Source organism: Roseovarius sp. CAU 1744, from assembly GCF_039839345.1.
Lineage (GTDB): Bacteria > Pseudomonadota > Alphaproteobacteria > Rhodobacterales > Rhodobacteraceae > Roseovarius.
The window spans coordinates 170,933-192,570 of sequence record NZ_JBDOQV010000012.1; the positions used below are offsets into that span (position 1 = coordinate 170,933).

The window sequence follows — 21,638 nt, forward strand, 5'->3', positions numbered from 1 at the left end:
TATTGATAAAGAAGTCCTAGACGCAGGGCTGCCGGTGGTCCAGCCAGATCACCACTTGACCCCATGACTACTTGGGAAGAAGTTGGTACTGAAATTCAAGCTTTCAAATCGAAAGGGTTAATGATGGCGCACAAAAGAACCGCCGCGGTGTCGGCGGCTGCCATAAGTGTTTTCATGACGGGATCTGCGGCATTTGCCGATGTGACGGCCGAACAGGTCTGGAATGACTGGAAACAGTACATGGCCGGGTTCGGCTATGACATGCAGGCCGAGGAGGATTATTCCGCCGGGGCGCTGACGGTCAGCAACCTGACGATGGCCATGCAGATCCCCGAAGAAGATGTCTCGATCAGCATCGCGATGGGTGGTTTCACCTTTACCGACAATGGCGACGGCACCGTTTCGATGTCGATCCCGCCGCAGATGCCGATCACGGTGAATGTTGACGCCGCCGAGGGTGAAGATGTCGACGTGAAAGTCGATTACGATACGTCCGGCTATTCGGTGGTCATTTCGGGTGATCCCGATGACATGACCTATAATTACTCGGTTGCCGAGATCACCATCGCCCTGGCCGAGATGGCCGTGAACGGCGCGCCCGTGGATTTCGGGCAAGCCAGCGTGACGATGACCGACATCACCGGTTCGTCGAACATGAAAAAAGGCGACATGCGGAGTACCGTGCAGCGGGTCAATTCCGGGCCGATCACCTTCCTGGCGGATATCAACGATCCCGAGGGTCCCGGCCAGATGAAGGTCAGCGGTGGTTATGACAGCATCGGATTTACCGGCGAAGGCAGCTTTCCCCTCGTGATGGACCCGGCCCAGATGTCCGAGATGCTGGAGGCCGGATTCGCGTTCAACGGCGCCTTCAGTTTCGGGGCGGGCAGTTCCGAGTTCAACTTTACCGACGAAGAACAGGCGGTTCAGGGCGCCAGCAGCACCGGGGGCGGTACGCTGGATGTGGCGATGGATGCCGATCGGCTCAGCTATGCGGGGCGCGCCGTTGACTACGAAATACAGCTGTCGGGTGGCGAATTTCCGTTCCCGGTGGAGATGGCGATGCGGGAAACCGCGTTCAACTTGCTGATGCCGGTCGCCAGCAGCGACGAGGAGCAGGATTTCGCCTTTGGCCTGACGATGGGCGATTTCACCATGTCGGACCTGATCTGGAGCATGTTCGATGCGGGCGGCCAGTTGCCGCGTGATCCGGCCACGATCGCGATTGATCTGACCGGCAAGGTCAAGCTTCTGGTCGACCTGATGAACCCGGACGAAATGGCGGCGGTCGATCGGGGTGAAAAGATGCCAGGCGAATTGCACGCGCTGGACCTGAACAACCTGCGGGTCAGCGTCGCCGGTGCCGAACTGACCGGCGAGGGCGGCTTTACCTTCGACAACAGTGACATGGTCACCTTTGGCGGGATGCCCGCCCCGACCGGCTCGGTCGATCTGAAACTGGTTGGCGGCAATGGCCTCTTGGACAAGCTGGTCGCGATGGGTTTTGTGCCCGAGGAACAGGCGATGGGCGCGCGCATGATGATGGGCATGTTTGCGGTTCCCGGTCAGGGCGAAGACGAGCTGACCTCGAAAATCGAAGTCACCGGCGACGGCCAGGTCAAGGCCAACGGTCAGCGCCTCAAGTGACCGCATGACAATCCGGCATAGGGGCCGCGGGCATGTCGCCTGCGGCCCCTTTTTCTTGCGCGGTTCCGTATCTCCACTGACCGCGCCCGGTTCTGCATTCACCTGCACTTGCACCCTGCGGTCGCAGGCTCTACCTGTTGCCGGACAGGAGATTGAACATGCCCGATACCTTGCACGATCTGACCGATGCCCTGCTGGATGCGGCGCGCCGGGCGGGGGCGGATGCGGCGGATGCGCTGGCGGTGCGGGGGGCATCGTTGTCGATTGACGTGCGTGCCGGGACACTGGAACAGGCCGAACGCTCCGAGGGGGTGGATATCGGGCTGCGGGTGCTGATCGGGCAGCGGCAGGCAAATGTCTCGGCCTCGGATACGCGTTCCGAGACCCTGACCGCCCTGGCCGAGCGCGCCGTGGCAATGGCAAGGGAAGCGCCCGAAGACCCAGATATCGGGCTGGCCGCTGCGGAGCAGCTGGCCAAGGGCTGGGACATCGACGCGCTGGAACTGTCCGACCCCGCGCCAGAACCCTCGCCCGCCGAGTTGCAGCGCGACGCCGAGGAAGCCGAGGCGGCGGCGCTGGCGGTCAAGGGTGTCAGCCAGGTGCAGGCGGCATCGGCGGCCTATAGCCACCGGCAGATACATATGGCGGCCAGCAACGGGTTTTCCGGCGGCTATGCGCGTACCGATCGCGGTTTGTCCTGCGTCGCCATCGCCGGGACCGGCGCGGGGATGGAGCGGGACCATGACGGGGACAGCCGCATCTTTGGCGCCGATCTCCGATCTGCGCGGGAGATCGGGCAGCGCGCAGGTGAACGTGCCGCGGAACGGCTGGACGCACGCAAGCCGCCAACCGGCGCCTATCCGGTGCTCTTCGATGAACGTGTCTCCTCGAGCCTGATTGGCCATCTGCTGGCGGCGGCGAACGGATTGTCGATTGCGCGCGGTTCTTCCTGGCTGCTGGGAAAGCTGGGCGAGCAGGTCTTGCCGCCGGAGCTGTCGATTACCGAGGATCCGCATCGGACACGGGTCGCGGCATCGCGCCCCTTCGATGCCGAGGGGCTGCCGACGCGGGCGCGCCGGATCGTCGAGGATGGCATCCTCACGGGCTGGACGCTGGATCTGGCCACGGCGCGCAAGCTGGGCATGACCTCAACCGGGAATGCCAAGCGCGGTACCTCGTCCCCGCCATCGCCCGGCGTGTGGAACACGGCGCTGACGCAGGGCGCGGCGTCGCGTGACGACCTGATCGCACAAATGGGGACCGGGTTGCTGGTGACGTCGATGATCGGCGCGACCATCAACCCCAATACCGGCGACTATTCCCGCGGTGCCAGCGGTTTCTGGGTGGAAAAGGGTGAAATCAGTCACCCCGTGAATGAATGCACGATCGCCGGATCCCTGCCGGAGATGCTGCGCCGGATCATCCCGGCGAATGACGCCCGCACCCATCTGTCACGCGTTGTGCCGTCATTGCTGGTCGAAGGGATGACCCTTGCCGGAAACTGATCTTGCCCTGCTGATCCGGGCAGCCCGCGCCGCCGGTGAGATTGCCACCGGTTTCCGCGGCGAGACCGCGCGCCGCTGGGACAAGTCCGGCGATGCCGGCCCGGTGACCGAGGCCGATCTGGCGGTGAACGACATGCTGTTCCGCGAATTGCGAACGGCCCGGCCGGATTATGGCTGGCTCTCGGAGGAATCCGAAGACGATCTTGCGCGGCTGCAGCAAGAGCATGTGTTTATCGTCGACCCGATCGACGGTACCCGTAGCTTCATCGAAGGTTCGCGTACATGGGCCCATGCGCTGGCGGTGGCGCAGCGGGGCGTGGTCACGGCGGCGGTGGTATATCTGCCCCTGCGCGACAAGCTTTATTCCGCGGCGGCGGGCGAGGGCGCGCGGCTGAACGGCCGGCAGATCCGGGTATCCGGGGCGACCGAATTGCCGGGCGCGTCGGTCCTGGCGGCCAGGCCCGCCTTTGCGCCGGAGTTCTGGCGCGCAGACCCGCCGGAGGTCTCACGGTCGCTTCGGCCCTCGTTGGCCTATCGCACCTCGCTGGTGGCCGAGGGGCGGTTCGACGCCATGCTTACGATCCGCCCGACCTGGGAATGGGACGTGGCCGCGGGCGACCTGATCCTGCGCGAGGCCGGGGCGGTGACGTCGGACCGAACTGCCCGGGCGCTGCGGTTCAACAACAAGCTGCCACAGGTCAATGGCGTCCTGGCCGCCAATCCGGTGCTTCATGGCAAGATCGTGAGCGAACTGGCGGAGTGAGCGCGACCAGATTGAGTGCGCCGGCGCGCACGCTCTATCTCTCGTCATCCGCGCTCCGCGCTGCTTCCTCGGGCCGCGCCTGCCCGACCGCGTCGCGATATGACTTTGTGCCGCAGAGGAACGGGTGTCCGTAACGCAGCGTTTCGGGGTGACAAGATGCTTGCGCCGCGCCATTTTGTCCCGGCATTTGCCCCGGAGACTTTGTCATGACCCACTACCCGAACCTGCTGGCCCCGCTTGACCTGGGGCACGTGACCCTTCCCAACCGCGTGCTGATGGGGTCGATGCACACCGGCCTGGAAGAAACGAAGGACTGGAACCGGGTGGCGGAGTTCTATGCGGCGCGCGCCCGCGGCGGTGTCGGCCTGATGGTGACGGGCGGCATGGCGCCAAATCGAGAAGGCGGGGTGTTTCCCGGCGCAGCGGGGCTGTTTACCGCCGAGGACATCGCCAACCACCGGGTCGTGACCGACCGCGTTCACGAGGCTGGCGGGCGCATCGCCATGCAGATCCTGCACGCGGGCCGCTACGCCTATGGGCCGGAATGTGTCAGTGCGTCGGGCATCAAATCGCCGATCTCGCCTTTCCCGCCGAAAGAACTGGACGAAGCCGGGATCGAAAAGCAGATCGCGGATATCGTGACCTCGGCCAGCCGCGCGCGGGAAGCGGGGTATGACGGGGTCGAGATCATGGGGTCCGAAGGGTATTTCATCAACCAGTTCCTGGTGCGCCATACCAACAAGCGCGAGGACCGCTGGGGCGGCTCTTATGAGAACAGAATGCGCCTGCCGATCGAGATCGTGCGGCGCACGCGCGAGGCGGTCGGGGAGGATTTCATCATCATCTACCGGCTCAGCATGATCGACCTTGTCCCGGACGGCTCGACCTTTGAAGAGGTTATCCTGCTTGCCCAGGAAATCGAAAAGGCCGGGGCCAGCATCATCAATACCGGCATCGGCTGGCACGAGGCGCGCATCCCGACGATTGCCACATCGGTTCCCCGTGCGGCCTTTACCTGGGTGACGAAAAAGCTGATGGGCGAGGTGGGCATCCCGGTGATCACCTCGAACCGGATCAACACGCCGGAAGTGGCGGAAGATGTGCTGAGTTCGGGCGCGGCGGATATGGTCTCGATGGCGCGGCCGTTCCTGGCGGACGCGGATTTCGTGGCGAAGGCGGCGGCCGGAAAGGCCGAAACCATCGCCCCCTGTATCGCCTGCAACCAGGCCTGCCTGGATCACACGTTCAGCGGCAAGATCAGTACTTGCCTGGTAAATCCCCGGGCGTGTTTCGAAACCGAACTGATGATAACGCCGACGGAACGGCAGAAATCCATCGGCGTGGTGGGGGCCGGTCCGGCGGGCCTGTCGGCGGCGATGACGGCGGCGGAACGGGGCCACAAGGTCACGCTGTTTGACCGGGCAGAGGAGATCGGCGGACAACTGAACATGGCCCGGGTGATCCCCGGCAAGGAAGAATTCCACGGTCTGGTGGACTGGTTCCGCACCATGGTGGCGGATCTGGGGATTACCCTTGAGCTGGGGCGCGAGATCGCGGCGGGCGATCTCGACGCTTTCGACGAGGTGATCATCGCCACCGGCGTCGTGCCGCGCGATCCCGGCATACCGGGACAGGACGGGCCGAATGTCCTGTCTTATATCGACGTGCTGCGCGGCAAGGCGCCGGTCGGTGACCGGGTGGCGATCATCGGCGCGGGCGGGATCGGGTTCGACGTGGCCGAATACCTCGTGCATGAGGGTGACAGCCCAACCGAAGACCTTGACCTGTGGCGCGAGGAGTGGGGCATTGGCGACCCCAGCGAGACACCCGGCGGGCTGGCCCCTGCGGGCCCGCAACCGGAACCGCCGGCACGCCGGATCACGCTGTTGCAACGCAAATCGGAGGCACCCGGCAAGCGTCTGGGCAAGACCACCGGGTGGATTCACCGCGCCGCGTTACGGATGAAAGATGTCAAAATGATGGGCGGCGTGAATTATGAGCGGATTGATGCCGAGGGCATCCATGTCAGCCATGGTGAGGCGCGCGAGAACCCCACATTGATCGAGGCCGACACAATTGTGTTGTGCGCTGGCCAACTCTCGGATCGTTCGCTGGCGGACGCGCTGGAGACAGCAGGCGTCAACTGCCACGTGATCGGGGGCGCCGATGTAGCGGCAGAGCTGGACGCCAAGCGCGCCATCAACCAGGGAACGCGCCTGGCCGCCACGCTTTAGCGCGGGTCTATTCGACAGTGATGGTGATCACCCCGGAGACGATCGGGGGATCATGCGGTACGTGATTCTGGTCGCCCAGCACAAGCTGCAGCGTATGGATCCCGGCGGGCAGTTCCAGCGAAACTTCGGTCTGGCCGCCGCCGAAATGCCGGTGGTTTTCATCCGCTGGCAGGCCATATTCCAGCTCTTCCGCGCCGCCCTCGCCCTCGCCAAGCGGTGGGCGGTCGATCAGGATATGGTGATGGCCGGTATTTTCCTTTTCGGTCCCGGCCGGCGCGACGCCCATGCCCTTGAGACCGAATATCACCGTGACCGGCGACGTCACCGTCGCGCCATCTTTCAGATTGACGAAATAGACCTCGGCACCCGCGGGCGCCGGGGTTTCCCCGGCCTGCGCAATCCCGGCGGCAAGAACTGCAAATGCGATTAACGATTTCTTGAAATTCATGATTTTCCTCCCCGCAACAGAATCCCGAGGATAAGCAGGGCAAGTAAATTGTCAAAATCCGTGGGTGCACTGGTTGCGGGAAACCGTTGTTGCACTGTTTCGGTGCCATGTTCGATCCGCGACAAAACCAAGATATTGTCCGTGGTCCGCCCCAGTTGTGCCCGATTTGTACCAGATAAAGTTCGGTGACTTTGAATGACGAGGTATGAGTATGGATCGCCTGACGGAAATGGAGGCCTTTGCCACGGTAGTGGACCAGGGCGGCTTTACGGATGCCGCCCGGAAGATGGGGATTTCCAAATCCGCCGTATCCAAGCATGTATCCTCGCTTGAGGCACGTCTGGGCGCGCGTCTGCTGAACCGTACAACCCGCCGGGTGAGCCCGACCGAGATTGGCCTTGCCTATTATGATCGCGCGCTGCGTGTCCTGAACGATGCGGGCGAAGCGGATGCGCTGGTCAGCTCCATGCAGTCGGACCCTTCGGGCCTCTTGCGCATTTCGGTGGCGACCGATTTCGGCGTCAATCACCTCAGCCCAGTACTTGGCAAATTCCTCGATGAATTCCCGGATATTACGGTCAACATGGTGCTCAATAACCGCTATGTCGAACTGATATCCGAAGGGTTTGACATGGCGATCCGCATTGGCGAGCTGGAAGACAGCACCCTGCGCGCCCGCAAGCTGACCGAGACAACCAAGCGGATGATCGCAAGCCCGTCCTATATCCAGAAATATGGCCGGCCGATGAAGATCGATGATCTGAATGATCACAAGCTTTTGCATTATTCCAGCCAGGCCAATGGTTCGGTCTGGAAACTGACCGCACCGTCGGGAGAAAAGCGCCAGGTGCGCACGGCCGGGGGATTGTCTGTCAATGACGGGCAATCCCTGCTTAACGCGGCCATTTCGGGGCTGGGCATCGCCTACCTTCCCAGCTTCCTCTACGCCAAAGCTCTGGAAGACGGGCTGGTCGAGGATGTTATTCCCGACCTGCCGGTTGAAACCCAGGGCATATATGCGGTTTACCCCCCGGGCCGGTTTACCCAGCCCAAGGTTCGCGCATTTATCGATTTCCTGGTCCACGCCTTCGCCGAGAAAGGTCCGACCGACTGGTAGTGTTCCCCCCTCAGCCTGTTCAAGGCCAACTGACCCCGGATGCCCCGATCATCCGGGGTTCTTGTCGGCTGTGGGCAGGTTGCACATCCCGGCGATAACGGCTGGTCAGTGCAACAGGAGAGTGGTGTGGGAATGCTCGGGATCCGCATCATCCGACACGGGGATGCATGGCGGGTCGATATATTCGGCAAGCTGAATCTTGAAGCTGCCTTCGTGGGCGTTCTTGCAAAAATATTTCACGGTCGTTCGTTCGATTTCATCGCCGGAGCCGTCGAAATGACACCAGTCGACCCAAACGATCTGCTTGTCGCCCCGTTTCGGGGTCATGCAGACAACCTTGGCCCGTGTCCGTGAATAGTCAAAGAGGTTGAGGCGCGCGTGGTAGGCATCCAGCGCCGCGCCCAGTTCTGCCTGTGTACGATAGACCTTCGTGGCGCCGCCCAGATAGAACGCGGATGGATAATTGAACCGCCGGGCGGCCAGATCCAGACGTCTCCTGCTGAATTCAGCGGCAAATTTCTCGAAAAAATCAGTGCGCATTCAAATGTCCCGGTGCGTTCGCTTCATCTTGGTGGTCGGACGGGCGGTCCGCTTTGCCGTGGATGGCCCGATACTGTCGGCCCGGGATACAAACATGATTGCGTCGGGTTTTCTACCTATGCGTGTGTATGGGGTGTCTTTCAGTGGGGGATCGCGATTCCGACAAGGGCATCGTTGCACCTGACATGCCCGGGTTGACGGGGCATCAGCGCGCGGGGCATATGGCAGGTCGGGCACAGAGGGGCGACATTGCATAGCTTATGTGCATGGCTGCGTATTGTAACACGGTGCGAAGAACCGCAGATTACCGGAAACGGAAAAAGACCAGGAAAGATCAGCCACCATGTCCACCCCCAAACTTCTGACAATCTCAGGGTCGCTACGCCAAGGCTCTTACAACCGGATGCTTCTCAAAGAGGCGGTGAAGGTCTTTGGTGAGGCCGACGTAACCGTCGCCGATCTGAACCTGCCGCTCTATGATGGCGATCTGGAAGAGGCACACGGCATCCCCGAACCCGTTCAGAAACTGGCGGATCAGATCAAGGCCACGGATGCAATCGTGATCTCATCGCCGGAATACAACAAGGGTATTCCCGGCGTGCTGAAGAATGCGCTGGACTGGGTCAGCCGGGTCAAAGGCGCCGTGCTAAAGGACAAGCCCACCGTGGTTGTCTCGGCGGCGGCGGGCCGGACCGGGGGTGAAACGGCGCAGTTCATGGTGCTGAGCTGCCTGACGCAATTGCAGGTACGATTGTTGCCGGGGCCCGCGGTCCTGGTGGCGGGTGCGATGAATGAATTCGACGAAAACGGCGTGTTGAACAACGATCTCTACCGCAAGACGCTGACAACGCGGATGCAGGCCCTGCGCGCCGAAGTGACCTGACGCCAGTTGGCGCTGGTTGCGACCGCGGCCAGGTTGCCATCGGGAACGCGGGTGTGCCAACCGTTTGCCCGGCCCGGTGCCCCTTGGGGCAGGGTGATCCGCCGCGGCGTGGCGGAGTGTCATTTCGGCATTGTCCCTCTGTTTTGCTGCGCCTAACCTGCGCTCATGAACCAGCGGACGCAAACCCTTGACGATGTGATGGACCCGGCCCGCGCCCGTGCCATGCAGGCGATCCTGGGGGACGAAATCACCATCCGCGCAGAAGATCCGCTGCCGCCGTTTTTCCATCAGCTGTATTTCTGGGATCCGCAACCGCCGGGGATGCTGGGCCGTGACGGGCATCCGAAACGGGGCGGGATCATTCCCGACATGGGCCTGCCGCGCCGCATGTGGGCGGGCGGCCGGCTGGAATTTCATGCGCCGCTGCGCGCGGGGCGCACGGCGCAACGCCTTAGTTCCGTGGAGCAAGCCACGCGAAAACAGGGGCGCACCGGGCCGCTGGCCTTTGTGACGCTGCGCCATGAAATCTGGCAGGATGGGCAGCTCTGCGTGACAGATTGGCAGGATCTGCTCTATCGCGAAGATCCAGACCCGGCCGCCCCGGTGCCTGACCCGCCCCGGGCCCGGACCGACGAAGACGTGGCCGAGAATGCGCGGTTCGACAGCACGACGCTCTTTCGCTACTCGGCCCTGACCTTCAATGGCCACCGGATCCACTACGACATCGAGTATGCAAGAACGGTCGAAGGCTATAACGGTTTGGTGGTGCATGGGCCGCTCTTGGCCCAAAGGCTGATCCTGCTGGCCGAACGCCGGTTGGGCAGCGTGAAACGCTTCTCGTTCCGAGCCACCGCGCCGCTTCTGCATAGCGAAGAGGCCACGTTCTGCTGGCAAGGCGGCAATGGGTGGGTACGCGGTCAGGACGGACGCCAACACATGATCGCAACCGCCAGTAGCTGACCGGCGGCACACCTGCTGAATAGCGGCTGAGGCGCAGCGTTTCACCTGCCTCGGCTATTTGCTCATCGGCGCTGGTGCGCTGGCACAGCCCGCTGTCGATCAGGACGGTGGACGCGCGGCGGCCCTTGCGGACGCAATCCGCGCCACCCTTGCCAAAAAGCGTGCAGGATATGTCCCGGGAATTCCTGCTGCCCAGCAGATAGGTGTTCAGCAATGCCTTGGCCCGCCGCCCGGTATCGGTCTCGGGCGCGGGGCAGGTCACACCGCGCAGGTGGAGCACCCGGCCGTCCAGTTCCATCCGGTCGCCGGCCAGTGCCCGCCAGATGCGCGGGGCATTGTCGCGGGCGGGGGCGGAGGGGTCGGCGGCATGGACCGCCCCGACGCCGGTGCAGAAAACGGCGGCGAGCAGGGTCAGATGGAAACGGTGGACCAGTCGTTGCATGAGCCGAGTATATCAGAGAGACGCCTCGGGCCGGAAATCACAAGGGATTGTGTCGATGCCCTCCAGCACCAGATCGGCCATCACCTGCCCGATCCCGGGGGCCATGCCGAACCCGATCTTGAACCCGCCATTGGCGATGAACTGACCTTCGTATTGCGGATGCGCGCCCAGCATCGGCGCGCGGGATCGGGTGCGGGGCCGGACACCGGCCCAGCGTTCGATGACCCGCGCCCCGTGCAGGACCGGCACCGCCCGCATCGCGCGTTCGATCACCTCGTCCAGCTGGGCATCGGTGCTGGTGGGATCGTCATAGTCGCGTTCACTGGTCGACCCGACCGCGACGGTGCCGTCCTCATGCGGGACGATATGCACCGTGTCGGCAAAAAGCTGGGGCAGGTCGCGGGCGTCGAAATGCAGCAGCGCCCCCTGTCCCTTGACGCCATTGCCGACGACACGGCCAAGCGATGTGGCAAGTTCGTCCAGCCCGGCGACACCGGTGGCGTGAATCACCTGGCCCTCGGCGCTGCCCTGGGTCAGTATCTCGCCCCCGCGCGCGGTGATCGCCGCGGCCAGCGCGGTACAGGCCCGGCGGGGATGGACCCGCGCGCTGAGCGTGTCGTGAATCAGGTAACCGGTCGGCGTAACGGGCGCCCAGTCGTGATCCGCCGCGCTGACCACCTGCCACGCGGCCTTGCCCTGCCAGAGCTTCGCGGCGCCTTCCGCCCTTTCGCGGGCCAGAGACAATGCCGCCGCGTCGGGCACCGGTTGCAGGCGTCCCAGCCGGGCATAACCGGGTGAAATCCCGGAAACCTCTTGCACAGCGCGCCAGAAAGCTTCGGCCATCAACAGGCTGTCCAGTTGAAACGCCTTCTTCGCGTTCCAGTTTTCGGGCACGTGCGGGGCCAGCGCGCCCACCACCCCGCCTGAGGCGCCTGCGCCTACACCGCCCGGGTCGATCACCCGCACATGGGCGCCGCGCGACTGGCAGCACCACGCGATCGAGAGGCCAAAAATGCCTGCGCCAAAGATCGTGACATCGGCCATTGCCAATTGCGGCTCTCCTCTGCATGTTCGGCCCGTTCAGACCCTTCCTAAAGGATGCCGCCATGCAGGGCCAGCGGGCCGAGATAGACTGGCAGACCGGCGATGTGCCGGTCTCGACCCGGTTTGATGACCCGTATTTCAGCCTGGAAAACGGGTTGCAGGAAACCCGCCACGTGTTCCTGGACGGCAACGGGTTGCCCGGGCGGTTCCGCGACGGGTTCCACGTGGCCGAGCTGGGGTTCGGCACAGGCCTGAATTTCCTGACCACTGTGCTGGCGTGGTGTCGCGGCGGCTATCCGGGCCGGCTCTGCTATACGAGCTTCGAGGCCTATCCGATGTCGGAAGAAGATATGGCGAAATCCCTGGGCGCCTTTCCCGAACTGTCCCCGGTGGCGGCCGCCTTGCTGGATGTCTGGGCCAAAGGGGCACGGCAGCACAATTTTGCCGACGGGATAAGCCTGACCGTGATCGAAGGCGACGCGCGCGAAACGCTGCCCAACTGGCGGGGCAGGGCGGATGCCTGGTATCTTGATGGGTTTTCTCCTGCCAAGAACCCAGAGCTTTGGGGCGCGGAGCTGATGGCTGAGGTTGGCCGGCACACCCAGCCGGGCGGCACCGCGGCAACCTACACGGCGGCGGGCTTCGTGCGGCGCGGACTGGATCAAGCAGGCTTTGACGTTACCCGCAAGCCGGGATATGGCCGCAAGCGTCACATGACCGTGGCCAGACTGAGGACATCATGACAGAGCAGAACGCGCGGCTTGGCATCCTGATGATGGTCGCCACCACTTTCGTCTTCGCGGTACAAGACGGGCTTTCGCGCCATCTGGCGGCGGAATACAACGTGCTGATGGTGGTCATGATCCGCTATTGGTTCTTTGCTGCTTTCGTAATCGCCATCTCGTCGCGCAAGGCCGGTGGTTTGCGCGCCGCAGCGACAACCAAACAGCCCCTGGTTCAGGGGTTCCGGTCGGTCCTGCTCGTGGCCGAGATCTGCGTCATGGTGCTGGCCTTCACGTTGCTGGGCCTGGTCGAAAGCCACGCGGTTTTTGCCTGTTATCCGCTCTTGATCGCGGCCCTGTCCGGGCCGGTTCTTGGCGAAAGCGTCGGCTGGCGGCGCTGGACAGCGATTGGCGTTGGTTTCATTGGCGTCATCATCATCCTCGAACCCGGGTTCGGCGTCTTCAAGCCCGAGGCCATCGTGCCGCTGACCGCCGCGCTGATGTTCGCGCTCTACGGGCTGCTGACCCGCTATGTGGCACGCGAGGACGACGCCCAGACCAGCTTTTTCTGGACCGGCACCGTGGCTGCCGTGGCGATGACCGCGGTTGGCATCTGGTTCTGGGAACCGATGACCGGCCCCGACTGGGGCTGGATGATTGCGTTGTGTTTCACCGGCGTGCTGGGCCATTTCACGCTTATCAAGTGCTACGAGGTGGCCGAGGCAAGCGCGGTGCAACCCTTTGCCTACCTGCAGCTTGGCTTTGCCAGCATCATCGGGATCACCATCTTTGGCGAGACCATACGGCTGAACGTGGCACTGGGCGTGGCGCTGATCGTGTCGGCGGGCCTTTTCACGCTCTGGCGCCAGCACAATCTGGATCGCCGGGCGTAGAACCTTGCGGACGGATATCCGTTGATGCGTGCCATGCGGACGACACCGGCCTTCGGCCGGAGAGCGCTGTGCGGAGCCATGACCGCAGGCCGCGGTGTGGCCTGGTCATCGCGCGGCTGTCGTTGACTGACCGCCATGCGCTCGATCCGGCCAGATGCGACAGCGAAAACTGGTGCCGCCAGGTCTTAATCGCTGACGATGGTGCGCCGGTCGGGGCGGATGGTCTTTCCCTTCAACTCTTCGCTGAACGGGATGGGCAGCGGGTCCTTGCCCAGGCGGGCGCGGTAGACCGGCATACTTTCGGTGACCCGCATCACATAGTTCCGTGTCTCGCGGAACGGGATGTGCTCGATCCAGTCGATGATGTCGACATCGCTCGTGCGCGGGTCGCCCATCGCCTCGATCCATTGCCGGGCGCGGCCCGGTCCCGCGTTGTACCCCACCGACATCAGCACCAGGTTGCCATCCAGCCAATCGGCCAGTTGCGCCAGGTAGGTCGAACCAAGGGCCACGTTATAGCGCCAGTCTTCCAGCACCCGGGTGCGGCTGTGGGCCAGGCCCAGATCGCCGGCGACCTCCTTGGCCGTGCCGGGCATCAGCTGCATCAGCCCCTGCGCCCCGGCGCCGCTGACGACGCCAAGGTCAAATTCGCTTTCGCGCCGCGCGATGGTCAGAGACAACTCCGCCGGCACGGGCAGGTTTTCCTGCGCCAGCGGGTGCAGCGCGTAATAGGCGGACGGCAGTACAATGGCGCGCCGCGCGGCGGCCTTGCCGACCATCACCTGCAGATGCGGTTGCCCCAGATCATCCAGCGCGTGGGCCAGTTGGCCCAGTTCCTCGCGGTCCAGGCTTTGGGACAGATGCACGAAGAACTGTTCCGCCAGTGTAATCCGTCCGGTGGCGATGGCCAGAACCCCGGCCTGAAAGACCGATGAGCTGGTGAACCCTGCCTCGCGCCAGGGGGCGAAGAATTCCTTTCCGTCCAACATCGGATCCAGCGGGATGTTGGCCCGTTCCGCCGCCAGTATCCCGTAGAAACTGGTCGGATGCTGGGCGCCTTCCGCATAGGCGATCTGCGCCGCCTCGGGGTCGTTCAGGGCCTCCTGGGCGCGCCCGATCCAGTAACCGGCGCGGCCAAGGGAAATGGGTGTCACCACGGCAGCACGAAGCCTTTGAAAATGATCCAGCGCCAGCTCTGGCTGGTTCAGGAACCGCAGCGCGAGATAGCCCGACAGCCATTCCAGATCCGCGTATCTGGACCCGCCGGACAGTTGGTGGACCGACGCCAGATCATAGGCCATCTGGTGATTGCCCGCGCGCATCTGGGCCCGCGCCAGCGACCGGCGGTTGTTGGACCAGCGGTGCGGGTCGCCAAGCCCGCCGTCGATCCGGCTCTGGCGCAGCATTAGCTTGATCGCGCTGTCGGTCTTGCGCTTGCTCATCAGGTGATTGAATTCCGCATAGGCGACATGCGCATCGCGACGCAGTTTTGCCGGCAGGGCGGCGATCCACTTGTCCAGCGCCTTGCGGCCGTTTTCGATGGTCTGCCGCGTCTCGATCCGTTTGCGCAGATCGGCCGAGACCAGCGGCTTCATCAGCTTGACATCTTTCAGCCCCCGCCATGCGGCCATGTGCATCCGCGCCACGTGGTGCGGCTTCAGGATCCCTTCATAGGCCTCCATGAAGGCGTTGTGCTCCTCGGTGGTCAGGTCCATCGTCCGCCAGGCGGTCACAATCGTGGCTTCCGCTTCTTCCTGGCGGCCGTTGGCCATCAGCACACCGGCATAGGTCAGCGCGCCGATGCCGGTCTGGGGCGCATGCGCCGCGTAGAATTTCAGGATGGCGTCGTGGTCGGCGACGATCATCCGTAATTCGTTCCGGCGGCGCAGATAGTCCAGCGCGGGCCAATCGGGATTGCGATCCAGAAACGCCTGAATCGCCTGCGCGTCACCGCGCCCCGAGCGCAGCCGATACCATTCGATCAGGTCGGCCGCGGCCGGGCCGTCACGTGCAGCCAGATTGGCGGCAACGTCCCAGCGGTCGGCCTGGATGGCGTGAAATGCGCTTTCCAGCGGGCGCGGGGCGCGGGGCCCGGGTTCCGCCGCCCATCCCGGCAGGGACAGGCAGAGCAGAACCATTATTTGCGTCACCAATCGCGACATCTCTTGCATTTCCTCGCTCAGCGAAGGATAGACAGCGCCAACCTAAGCACGCGCGGCACACCCGTCCATGCACAAACTTGGCACTTGGGCGTCATCCCGCTAGTCTGGCGCGCGTTTATGACCGGCCCGTTAGGGCTAAAACACAAATGTGGAAGGAGCGTGGCATGTTTAAGGGATCTTTTCCTGCACTGGTGACGCCGTTCAAAAACGGCGAGCTGGACATTGATACGCTCAAACACCTGGTAGAATGGCATATTTCCGAGGGATCGCACGGCCTGGTACCCGTAGGCACCACCGGCGAAAGCCCGACGCTGAGTCATGACGAACATGAAACAGTTGTTGAAGAGGTGGTGAAGGCCGCGGCGGGGCGAATCCCCGTGATTGCCGGTGCTGGCAGCAACAACACGACCGAATCGGTCCGGTTCATGCAGCACGCGGAAAAGGTCGGCGCCGCCGCGGCTTTGGTGGTGACGCCCTATTACAACAAGCCCACCCAGGCCGGGTTGATTGCGCATTTCACCGCGCTGCATGAATGCTGTGAGCTGCCGATCATCATCTACAACATTCCCGGCCGGTCGGTCGTGGACATGACACCGGAAACGATGGGCGAACTGGCCAAACTGCCCCGCATCATCGGGGTCAAGGATGCCACCGGCGATCTGGCGCGCGTCAGCTACCAGCGCATGACCTGCGGCAAGGATTTCATCCAGCTATCGGGCGAGGACGCCACCGCGCATGGCTTCAACGCCCAGGGCGGGGTCGGCTGTATCTCGGTCACGGCGAATGTCGCGCCCAAGATGCTGTCACAGATGCAGGAGGCGACGCTGGCGGGTGACTACACCGCCGCGATCGAGCTGCAGGACCGCCTGATGCCGCTGCACAAGGCGATCTTCACCGAGCCGGGGCTGGTGGGCGCGAAATACGCGATGTCGCAGCTGGGCCTCTGCAGCGACGAGGTCCGCTCGCCGTTGACCGGGCTGACCGACGGCACCAAGGTGTTGATCGATAATGGTATGCGCCACGCCGGGCTGATGAACTGACCTTTTTGGCGGTGCGGTAGCAGTCTGCCGCCCGCCGGACATCAGCGATTGACCTCGGCATGATAGAGTTCTTCCATCAACTCTTTGCCCAACGCATCTTTGATTGGCTGCAACTCAGCGTCGATCGCGGCGAAATTCACGTTTGTTACATTCAGGGCATCGGTTTGATTAGTATCAGGTAGCGTATCCAGAAACGCGATGCGCAGGCTTGTTGGCGGGTGGCTACCATCGACGCAACGCCTGGCCTTGGCGGCCTCGGCCAGATAACGTTGAACAGTGGCAGTATCGGCCTCTGCGACAGCCGCGCCCATGCAATCGAAGATGCGGCCATTCTGGTTGGTTTTGTAGGGGTATAGGTCGACAATCGCACGACGGGCGAGATCCGCCCGGGTGATCGCCTCCAACAACTTGATCGCAGCCGCTTTCCCGGCAACACGCGATGCCTGGGCGTCCGCACGATATTCGGCACGCTGGGATTCGAAGAAGGAAAACCAGGACAGAAGGCGTAAAAAGGCGCCCGTGACAGCCGTCCCCGCAACCTGGGTGAACCCGCCGTCATAATATCCATCTTCCAACGCGAACGTTTCATGCCAATTGTTCAGGACGGATTTTGCGCGAAAGAACATCCCGCTGCGCATGGGATCGTCATTGACCTTGTGCGCCATTTCATGCGCCAGAAGCGCAACGCGTTCCGCCGGTGACAACCCCGCCCAGAGCGGCAGGCCTATCCCGATTATCCAGTCCTGTTCGCGTGACCGGGCTTGGCGAAACTGGGCCATATAGGCATTGAATTCATCATCGATATGAAGGCCATCGGGAGGGGTCGTTCCTAGCCTGGCGGCGATCTCATCCAGCAGGTCGAAGAGAGAAGGCAAGTCTTGGCGCCGATAGGTTTTGTCGTGGTTGCGGATGCTAGGAGGCATGAGAATGTAGCCGAACCCGATCAGGATCAGACCGATGATGATGGAAAAGATGTTGGGGAAATTGATGGCGATCAACGCCACGCCCGCACACATCACGACGAGGGGTGACAGCAGGACCAGCACCGAAAGCACCCATGCAATAAAGAGCCTGAACGTCATTTTTGGGCGCGGGTCAGAAATTTCGCGTTCTGCTTGTCCAAGCAGCCGGTCGGCGTAGCGCGCCTGCCATCTTTCGGTAAAACTCATACTCATCAGGCGGCACCTTTGGATACGTATTCAAGTACACGCTAGCGTTGTGTGATGTGCCGTGCAACGCATAGTGCGTAGATCGCTGGCCGAACATATTGCCCACCCGCGGTTGACAGAAACCTGGTCTGCTTTCACGATGCCTGCGATGAAACTCTGGCTGCATCACATCAATCTCAGTACTGAAAATGTGGCGCGGATGGATGCGTTTTATCGCGATGTGATGGGGCTGAAGGTGCCCGTGAGCGATCTGCCCAAGCTGGAGAAGAAGCAAGGATATGCCGGCGATGTGGCCTTTGTCTCGGACGGGGATATTCAAGTGCATCTGGCGCGCAGGGACGTGATGGCCGGGTTCAACACCGGGCAGATCGTCAATCCGGTTGCGCGTGGACACATCGCTTACCGCACCGATGATCTTGCGGCTTTCAAAGCGCATCTGGACTCGCGTGGCATCCCCTATTCCGATTGGGGCAACGCGGCCGTCACCAGCTGGCACCAGATCTTTTTCTACGATCCCGACGGCAACGTAATCGAGGTGCACGAGGCGCAGGAATAGAGCCCGCCTAGGCATCAAGCGGCAGTGCCAGCGTCGACTTTTCCCGCGTGATGGCGATGGAGGTCGTGAATTTGCGAACATTCGCGTCGGCAAAGAAAAACCGGTGGGTAAACTGCTCGTAATCGGCCATGTCGCGGGCCACGACGACGATGATGAAATCGGCCTCGCCTGCGACGCAGTAAAAATGCTGCACATAGGGTTCGGCACGTGCCTTGCGCTTGAACGCGTCGATCTGGTCCAGCCGGTCGCGCTCCAGGTCAACCGACACAACCGCCGTGATCCCGAATCCCAGCCGGGCCGGATCAAGCTGCGCGGCCTCACCGAGGATCACGCCGCTGTCGCGCAAGCGGCGCAATCGCCGCTGCACCGAAGCGGTCGATGCCCCGGCAAGGTGCGCAAGCTCGGCGATCGGGCGACGCGAATCTTGCTGAAGTGCTGACAGGATTTTTCGGTCAACCGCGTCTATCTCTGCATCCTTCATGCTAGTTCTCCAGAATATTGATCTCTTTCGATCACTAAATAGACGATTTCTGACACATAGGGATCATATCGTTTTTCTATGGTTGCGCCATGAAACAGGGTTTTCTGTCCATTCTCCCGCTGGCGGCCGGGGCCGCGCTATACGGTTTTGCCTTTGGCGTTCTGGCCGCACAGATCGGGTTTCCGTGGTGGGGTGTCGCGCTGATGAGCGGGCTTGTCCATGCCGGGTCAAGCCAGATCGTCGCGGTTGAGCAATTCGGCAGCCACGGCTTCGTGCTGGGCGCGGTCCTGGCCGGGGCGGCGCTGAATTTGCGTTACCTGGGGATCATCGCCTCGCTGAGCGAGGTGTTGCGGGATGTGCCGATGCGCCTGCGGCTGCTGGCGATACATATTACCGGCGATGAAAATTGGGCCCTGACCATGGCGCGCCGTGCTCGGGATCCTGACATCGGCGCCGCGTTCTTGATCGGGTCCGGGCTGACAATGATTTCGGTATGGGTGATCTCGACCACGGCCGGGGCGCTGATCGGTGGCGCGATCCCCGATCTGGAAGGCTACGGTCTGGGCTTTGCGTTTACAGCCGCTTTCATCGCCATGGCGCGGGCCATGTGGCGCGGCCGGCAGGTCATCCTGCCATGGGCGATCACGTTTGCGGCCACGCTAGCATTGGTGCGGGCGGGAATGGGGCCAGCCTTTGCCATTGTTCTGGGCAGTCTGGCTGGCGTTGCCATCGCCACTCTCGACCGCAGTCGCCGGCGGCAGGACATCGCATGACAAGCGCGCAATGGCTTCTGATCGTGTTGCTCGCCATTGCCGCCTACGGCGTGCGTCTGGCGGGGCTGGTCGGTGGACGGGCCATTTCGGCCAATCCCAGGCTGAAACCGTTCCTCGACGATCTGCCCGGATGCCTGGTGGTGGGGCTGGTCGCCGCATCGCTGGCGGGTGAGCCGGCGGTCACCTGGGCCGCTGCCCTGGTGGCGCTGGGTGTGGCGATCCTGACCAATAACGTGGTGGTGACGATGGTGATCGGCCTGGCCGCCATCATCCTTGGTCAGCAATTGTCGGTTTACTGACAGGGCCTAATCAACCCGCCGCACCAGCAGCTGGTTTCCCGGGCCGGTCTTGGTCTCGAAAACCTTCAGTACCTTGACCAGATCGCTCAGCTTTTTCTTGCCGTAGCTGCGCGTGTCGAAGTCGGGTCGATCCGCCTGGATCTGCTGACCGATCCGGCCCAACGGGTACCACTCGTCATCCTGGTTGATCTTTTCCATCGCGTCAAAGATCCACCGCCGCACGTCGTTGAGCTTGCGATCGTTCAGCGGCTTTGCCTTGGAACTGGCCGGGCCGGGTTCCTCGTAGATATTCTCGATCGCGACAAAGCGGTTGCAGGCGTTCTTGAGCGCGTCCGGCGCCTTGGCCTCGCCAATACCGATCACGGTCAGCCCCTGTTCACGGATGCGGCTGGCCAGCCGGGTGAAATCGCTGTCGGATGACACCAGCACGAAACCGTCGAAATGGCCCGCGTGCAGGATATCCATCGCGTCGATCACCAGACCGATATCCGACGCATTCTTGCCCTTTGTGTTGGCCGTCTGCTGATGCTGCACCAGCCCCAGCTTCTGCGCCGTGGCGGTCCACCCCGAAAGCTGCTGGCTGGACCAGTCGCCATAGACGCGGCGCAAGCCCGGTTCGCCATAGCTGGTGACCTCCTTGAGGATCGCATCGGCGAATTTCGCGGGCACGTTGTCGGCGTCGATCATGACGGCAAGCAGGGGGGTATCAGCGGGCATGGCAGCTTCCTTTCGGGGCTACCATGCCTGATCCGGTGCTGATGTAAAACCGGTTTGTCGGGAACCTGCGGGTCAGGCCGGTTCGCCGATCTTGTCCTGCGTTTTCGTCGCGAAATCGCTGGCGTCATGGCGTTCGTGCAATTGCTCATGCGGTTCGCCGCTGGTCTTGTTCACCATCCGGCCACGCTGCACGGCCGGGCGCGCGTCGATCTTTTCCGCCCAGGCCAGCACGTGCTTGTAGGACTTGGCGTCCAAAAAGGTCGCCGCCTCACCATAGGCCCGGCCCAGTAGCAGGTTGCCGTACCAGGGCCAGATCGCCATGTCGGCGATGGAATAGTCATTGCCCGCGATATAGGGCCGTTCGGCCAATTGCCGGTCCAGCACGTCAAGCTGGCGCTTGGTCTCCATCGTGTAGCGGTCGATCGGGTATTTCCAGTGCTCCGGTGCGTAGACATAGAAATGCCCAAACCCGCCGCCCAGATAGGGCGCGCTGCCCATCTGCCACATCAGCCAGTTGATCACTTCGGTCCGTTCCGGGCCGGATTTTGGCAGGAACGCCCCGAATTTCTCGGCCAGATGCATCAGGATCGACCCGCTTTCGAATACGCGCACCGGCGCACCACCGCTGCGGTCCAACAGCGCCGGGATCTTGGAATTCGGGTTGATCTCGGTAAAGCCGCTGCCAAACTGGTCGCCGTCGCCGATGCGGATCAGCCAGGCGTCATATTCCGCGGCATGACCCTCGGCCAGCAGTTCCTCGAACATGATGTTCACCTTCACGCCGTTGGGCGTTGCCAGTGAATAAAGTTGGAACGGATGCTTGCCCACCGGCAGTTCCTTGTCGTGGGTCGCGCCCGCAACAGGCCGGTTGGTCGAGGCGAACTCGCCGCCGTTCTCCTCTTCCCAGGTCCATACTTTGGGTGGGGTGTAGCTGTCATCGCTCATGGGGGATGTCCTTTTCTCCTGCAAGCCGGTTGAAAGGTAATCGGTTTTTCACGCCCATCAACGTGCAGGGCCGCACAATTCCCTGTGCGGCCCTGCCAGAATGTTCAATTGGACGGGGTTTACCCGCCAGTGGGTATCAATACACCACGACGCTCCTGATGGATTCGCCCTTGTGCATCATCTCGAAGCCCTTGTTGATCTCCTCGAGCTTGAGGAGATGGGTGATCATCGGGTCGATCTCGATCTTGCCGTCCATGTACCAGTCGACGATCTGCGGCACGTCCGTCCGGCCCCGGGC

General features: G+C 62.7%; 21 protein-coding genes and 1 pseudogene. 13 read left to right on the plus strand and 9 right to left on the minus strand.

Annotated elements, in window-relative coordinates:
- Positions 1 to 174 precede the first annotated feature (174 nt).
- From AAFO92_RS21510 to AAFO92_RS21525, 4 genes are all read left to right on the plus strand, one after another.
- Positions 175 to 1,647, plus strand: a complete 1,473-nt coding sequence (locus tag AAFO92_RS21510) for a DUF2125 domain-containing protein (protein WP_347538810.1) — start codon at positions 175 to 177, stop codon at positions 1,645 to 1,647.
- A gap of 158 nt (positions 1,648 to 1,805) precedes the next feature.
- Positions 1,806 to 3,152 (plus strand): TldD/PmbA family protein, encoded by a 1,347-nt coding sequence (locus tag AAFO92_RS21515; RefSeq protein WP_347538812.1) that lies wholly within the window; start codon positions 1,806 to 1,808, stop codon positions 3,150 to 3,152.
- Positions 3,139 to 3,915, plus strand: a complete 777-nt coding sequence (locus tag AAFO92_RS21520; protein WP_347538814.1) for a 3'(2'),5'-bisphosphate nucleotidase CysQ — start codon at positions 3,139 to 3,141, stop codon at positions 3,913 to 3,915. The genes AAFO92_RS21515 and AAFO92_RS21520 overlap by 14 nt, the downstream gene beginning before the upstream one ends.
- Positions 3,916 to 4,121: 206 nt before the next feature.
- Complete coding sequence (locus AAFO92_RS21525) at positions 4,122 to 6,149, plus strand: NADPH-dependent 2,4-dienoyl-CoA reductase (protein ID WP_347538816.1); 2,028 nt, start codon at positions 4,122 to 4,124, stop codon at positions 6,147 to 6,149.
- Positions 6,150 to 6,156: 7 nt separating this feature from the next.
- Here the strand turns inward: AAFO92_RS21525 and AAFO92_RS21530 are convergent, their stop codons facing one another.
- Complete coding sequence (locus AAFO92_RS21530; protein ID WP_347538818.1) at positions 6,157 to 6,597, minus strand: DUF4399 domain-containing protein; 441 nt, start codon at positions 6,595 to 6,597, stop codon at positions 6,157 to 6,159.
- Positions 6,598 to 6,808: 211 nt separating this feature from the next.
- Here AAFO92_RS21530 and AAFO92_RS21535 point away from each other — a divergent pair, with 211 nt between their 5' ends.
- Positions 6,809 to 7,714, plus strand: a complete 906-nt coding sequence (locus tag AAFO92_RS21535) for a LysR family transcriptional regulator (RefSeq protein WP_347538853.1) — start codon at positions 6,809 to 6,811, stop codon at positions 7,712 to 7,714.
- A gap of 105 nt (positions 7,715 to 7,819) precedes the next feature.
- Here AAFO92_RS21535 and AAFO92_RS21540 read toward each other — a convergent pair whose 3' ends face one another.
- The gene (locus AAFO92_RS21540) at positions 7,820 to 8,254 is read right to left on the minus strand and encodes a hypothetical protein (protein ID WP_347538820.1); all 435 of its coding nucleotides are present in this window, start codon (positions 8,252 to 8,254) and stop codon (positions 7,820 to 7,822) included.
- 343 nt (positions 8,255 to 8,597) lie between these two features.
- Between AAFO92_RS21540 and AAFO92_RS21545 the strand changes: the two genes are divergently transcribed.
- Together AAFO92_RS21545 and AAFO92_RS21550 are read left to right on the plus strand one after the other, a co-directional pair.
- Positions 8,598 to 9,137, plus strand: a complete 540-nt coding sequence (locus AAFO92_RS21545) for an NADPH-dependent FMN reductase (protein ID WP_347538822.1) — start codon at positions 8,598 to 8,600, stop codon at positions 9,135 to 9,137.
- Positions 9,138 to 9,302: 165 nt separating this feature from the next.
- Positions 9,303 to 10,097, plus strand: coding sequence for a MaoC family dehydratase N-terminal domain-containing protein (locus tag AAFO92_RS21550; protein WP_347538824.1), 795 nt, complete (start codon positions 9,303 to 9,305; stop codon positions 10,095 to 10,097).
- 454 nt (positions 10,098 to 10,551) lie between these two features.
- On the opposite strand, the gene AAFO92_RS21555 is transcribed toward AAFO92_RS21550, so the two are convergent.
- On the minus strand, positions 10,552 to 11,583 hold the full coding sequence (locus AAFO92_RS21555; RefSeq protein ID WP_347538855.1) for an FAD-dependent oxidoreductase: 1,032 nt from the start codon (positions 11,581 to 11,583) through the stop codon (positions 10,552 to 10,554).
- A gap of 62 nt (positions 11,584 to 11,645) precedes the next feature.
- On the opposite strand from AAFO92_RS21555, the gene mnmD reads away from it, so the two are divergent.
- A complete protein-coding gene (gene mnmD, locus AAFO92_RS21560) occupies positions 11,646 to 12,326 on the plus strand; it encodes a tRNA (5-methylaminomethyl-2-thiouridine)(34)-methyltransferase MnmD (RefSeq protein ID WP_347538826.1) in 681 nt (226 codons plus the stop codon).
- On the plus strand, positions 12,323 to 13,198 hold the full coding sequence (locus tag AAFO92_RS21565; protein ID WP_347538828.1) for a DMT family transporter: 876 nt from the start codon (positions 12,323 to 12,325) through the stop codon (positions 13,196 to 13,198). Before mnmD ends, AAFO92_RS21565 begins: the two co-directional genes overlap by 4 nt.
- 185 nt (positions 13,199 to 13,383) lie before the next feature.
- Here AAFO92_RS21565 and AAFO92_RS21570 read toward each other — a convergent pair whose 3' ends face one another.
- The gene (locus tag AAFO92_RS21570) at positions 13,384 to 15,360 is read right to left on the minus strand and encodes a lytic transglycosylase domain-containing protein (RefSeq protein ID WP_347538830.1); all 1,977 of its coding nucleotides are present in this window, start codon (positions 15,358 to 15,360) and stop codon (positions 13,384 to 13,386) included.
- 164 nt (positions 15,361 to 15,524) lie between these two features.
- On the opposite strand from AAFO92_RS21570, the gene dapA reads away from it, so the two are divergent.
- Positions 15,525 to 16,400, plus strand: a complete 876-nt coding sequence (gene dapA / locus AAFO92_RS21575) for a 4-hydroxy-tetrahydrodipicolinate synthase (RefSeq protein ID WP_347538832.1) — start codon at positions 15,525 to 15,527, stop codon at positions 16,398 to 16,400.
- Between the two features lie 41 nt (positions 16,401 to 16,441).
- On the opposite strand, the gene AAFO92_RS21580 is transcribed toward dapA, so the two are convergent.
- Entirely contained in the window at positions 16,442 to 17,575 is a 1,134-nt protein-coding gene (locus AAFO92_RS21580; protein WP_347538833.1) for a M48 family metallopeptidase, read from the minus strand.
- 142 nt (positions 17,576 to 17,717) lie between these two features.
- Between AAFO92_RS21580 and AAFO92_RS21585 the strand changes: the two genes are divergently transcribed.
- The gene (locus AAFO92_RS21585) at positions 17,718 to 18,125 is read left to right on the plus strand and encodes a VOC family protein (protein WP_347538835.1); all 408 of its coding nucleotides are present in this window, start codon (positions 17,718 to 17,720) and stop codon (positions 18,123 to 18,125) included.
- A gap of 7 nt (positions 18,126 to 18,132) precedes the next feature.
- Here the strand turns inward: AAFO92_RS21585 and AAFO92_RS21590 are convergent, their stop codons facing one another.
- Positions 18,133 to 18,606, minus strand: coding sequence for an Lrp/AsnC family transcriptional regulator (locus AAFO92_RS21590; RefSeq protein WP_347538837.1), 474 nt, complete (start codon positions 18,604 to 18,606; stop codon positions 18,133 to 18,135).
- A gap of 89 nt (positions 18,607 to 18,695) precedes the next feature.
- On the opposite strand from AAFO92_RS21590, the gene AAFO92_RS21595 reads away from it, so the two are divergent.
- Both AAFO92_RS21595 and AAFO92_RS21600 read left to right on the plus strand, forming a co-directional pair.
- Entirely contained in the window at positions 18,696 to 19,379 is a 684-nt protein-coding gene (locus AAFO92_RS21595) for an AzlC family ABC transporter permease (protein ID WP_347538839.1), read from the plus strand.
- Positions 19,376 to 19,678, plus strand: coding sequence for an AzlD domain-containing protein (locus AAFO92_RS21600; RefSeq protein ID WP_347538841.1), 303 nt, complete (start codon positions 19,376 to 19,378; stop codon positions 19,676 to 19,678). The genes AAFO92_RS21595 and AAFO92_RS21600 overlap by 4 nt, the downstream gene beginning before the upstream one ends.
- 6 nt (positions 19,679 to 19,684) lie before the next feature.
- Here the strand turns inward: AAFO92_RS21600 and AAFO92_RS21605 are convergent, their stop codons facing one another.
- The 3 genes and pseudogenes from AAFO92_RS21605 to AAFO92_RS21615 form a co-directional block, all read right to left on the minus strand.
- Positions 19,685 to 20,395, minus strand: coding sequence for an NYN domain-containing protein (locus AAFO92_RS21605; protein WP_347538843.1), 711 nt, complete (start codon positions 20,393 to 20,395; stop codon positions 19,685 to 19,687).
- 72 nt (positions 20,396 to 20,467) lie between these two features.
- On the minus strand, positions 20,468 to 21,340 hold the full coding sequence (yghU, locus tag AAFO92_RS21610) for a glutathione-dependent disulfide-bond oxidoreductase (RefSeq protein ID WP_347538845.1): 873 nt from the start codon (positions 21,338 to 21,340) through the stop codon (positions 20,468 to 20,470).
- Positions 21,341 to 21,476: 136 nt separating this feature from the next.
- Positions 21,477 to 21,638, minus strand: a pseudogene (locus tag AAFO92_RS21615) (S-(hydroxymethyl)glutathione dehydrogenase); the annotation flags it as partial.

Coding starts and splice junctions, on each gene's coding strand:
- AAFO92_RS21510 (WP_347538810.1), top strand. CDS start 175: ATGACGGGATCTGCGGCATTTGCCGATGTGACGGCCGAACAGGTCTGG.
- AAFO92_RS21515 (WP_347538812.1), top strand. CDS start 1,806: ATGCCCGATACCTTGCACGATCTGACCGATGCCCTGCTGGATGCGGCG.
- AAFO92_RS21525 (WP_347538816.1), top strand. CDS start 4,122: ATGACCCACTACCCGAACCTGCTGGCCCCGCTTGACCTGGGGCACGTG.
- AAFO92_RS21530 (WP_347538818.1), bottom strand. CDS start 6,597: ATGAATTTCAAGAAATCGTTAATCGCATTTGCAGTTCTTGCCGCCGGG.
- AAFO92_RS21535 (WP_347538853.1), top strand. CDS start 6,809: ATGGATCGCCTGACGGAAATGGAGGCCTTTGCCACGGTAGTGGACCAG.
- AAFO92_RS21540 (WP_347538820.1), bottom strand. CDS start 8,254: ATGCGCACTGATTTTTTCGAGAAATTTGCCGCTGAATTCAGCAGGAGA.
- AAFO92_RS21545 (WP_347538822.1), top strand. CDS start 8,598: ATGTCCACCCCCAAACTTCTGACAATCTCAGGGTCGCTACGCCAAGGC.
- AAFO92_RS21550 (WP_347538824.1), top strand. CDS start 9,303: ATGAACCAGCGGACGCAAACCCTTGACGATGTGATGGACCCGGCCCGC.
- AAFO92_RS21555 (WP_347538855.1), bottom strand. CDS start 11,583: ATGGCCGATGTCACGATCTTTGGCGCAGGCATTTTTGGCCTCTCGATC.
- mnmD (WP_347538826.1), top strand. CDS start 11,646: ATGCAGGGCCAGCGGGCCGAGATAGACTGGCAGACCGGCGATGTGCCG.
- AAFO92_RS21565 (WP_347538828.1), top strand. CDS start 12,323: ATGACAGAGCAGAACGCGCGGCTTGGCATCCTGATGATGGTCGCCACC.
- AAFO92_RS21570 (WP_347538830.1), bottom strand. CDS start 15,360: ATGTCGCGATTGGTGACGCAAATAATGGTTCTGCTCTGCCTGTCCCTG.
- dapA (WP_347538832.1), top strand. CDS start 15,525: ATGTTTAAGGGATCTTTTCCTGCACTGGTGACGCCGTTCAAAAACGGC.
- AAFO92_RS21580 (WP_347538833.1), bottom strand. CDS start 17,575: ATGAGTATGAGTTTTACCGAAAGATGGCAGGCGCGCTACGCCGACCGG.
- AAFO92_RS21585 (WP_347538835.1), top strand. CDS start 17,718: ATGAAACTCTGGCTGCATCACATCAATCTCAGTACTGAAAATGTGGCG.
- AAFO92_RS21590 (WP_347538837.1), bottom strand. CDS start 18,606: ATGAAGGATGCAGAGATAGACGCGGTTGACCGAAAAATCCTGTCAGCA.
- AAFO92_RS21595 (WP_347538839.1), top strand. CDS start 18,696: ATGAAACAGGGTTTTCTGTCCATTCTCCCGCTGGCGGCCGGGGCCGCG.
- AAFO92_RS21600 (WP_347538841.1), top strand. CDS start 19,376: ATGACAAGCGCGCAATGGCTTCTGATCGTGTTGCTCGCCATTGCCGCC.
- AAFO92_RS21605 (WP_347538843.1), bottom strand. CDS start 20,395: ATGCCCGCTGATACCCCCCTGCTTGCCGTCATGATCGACGCCGACAAC.
- yghU (WP_347538845.1), bottom strand. CDS start 21,340: ATGAGCGATGACAGCTACACCCCACCCAAAGTATGGACCTGGGAAGAG.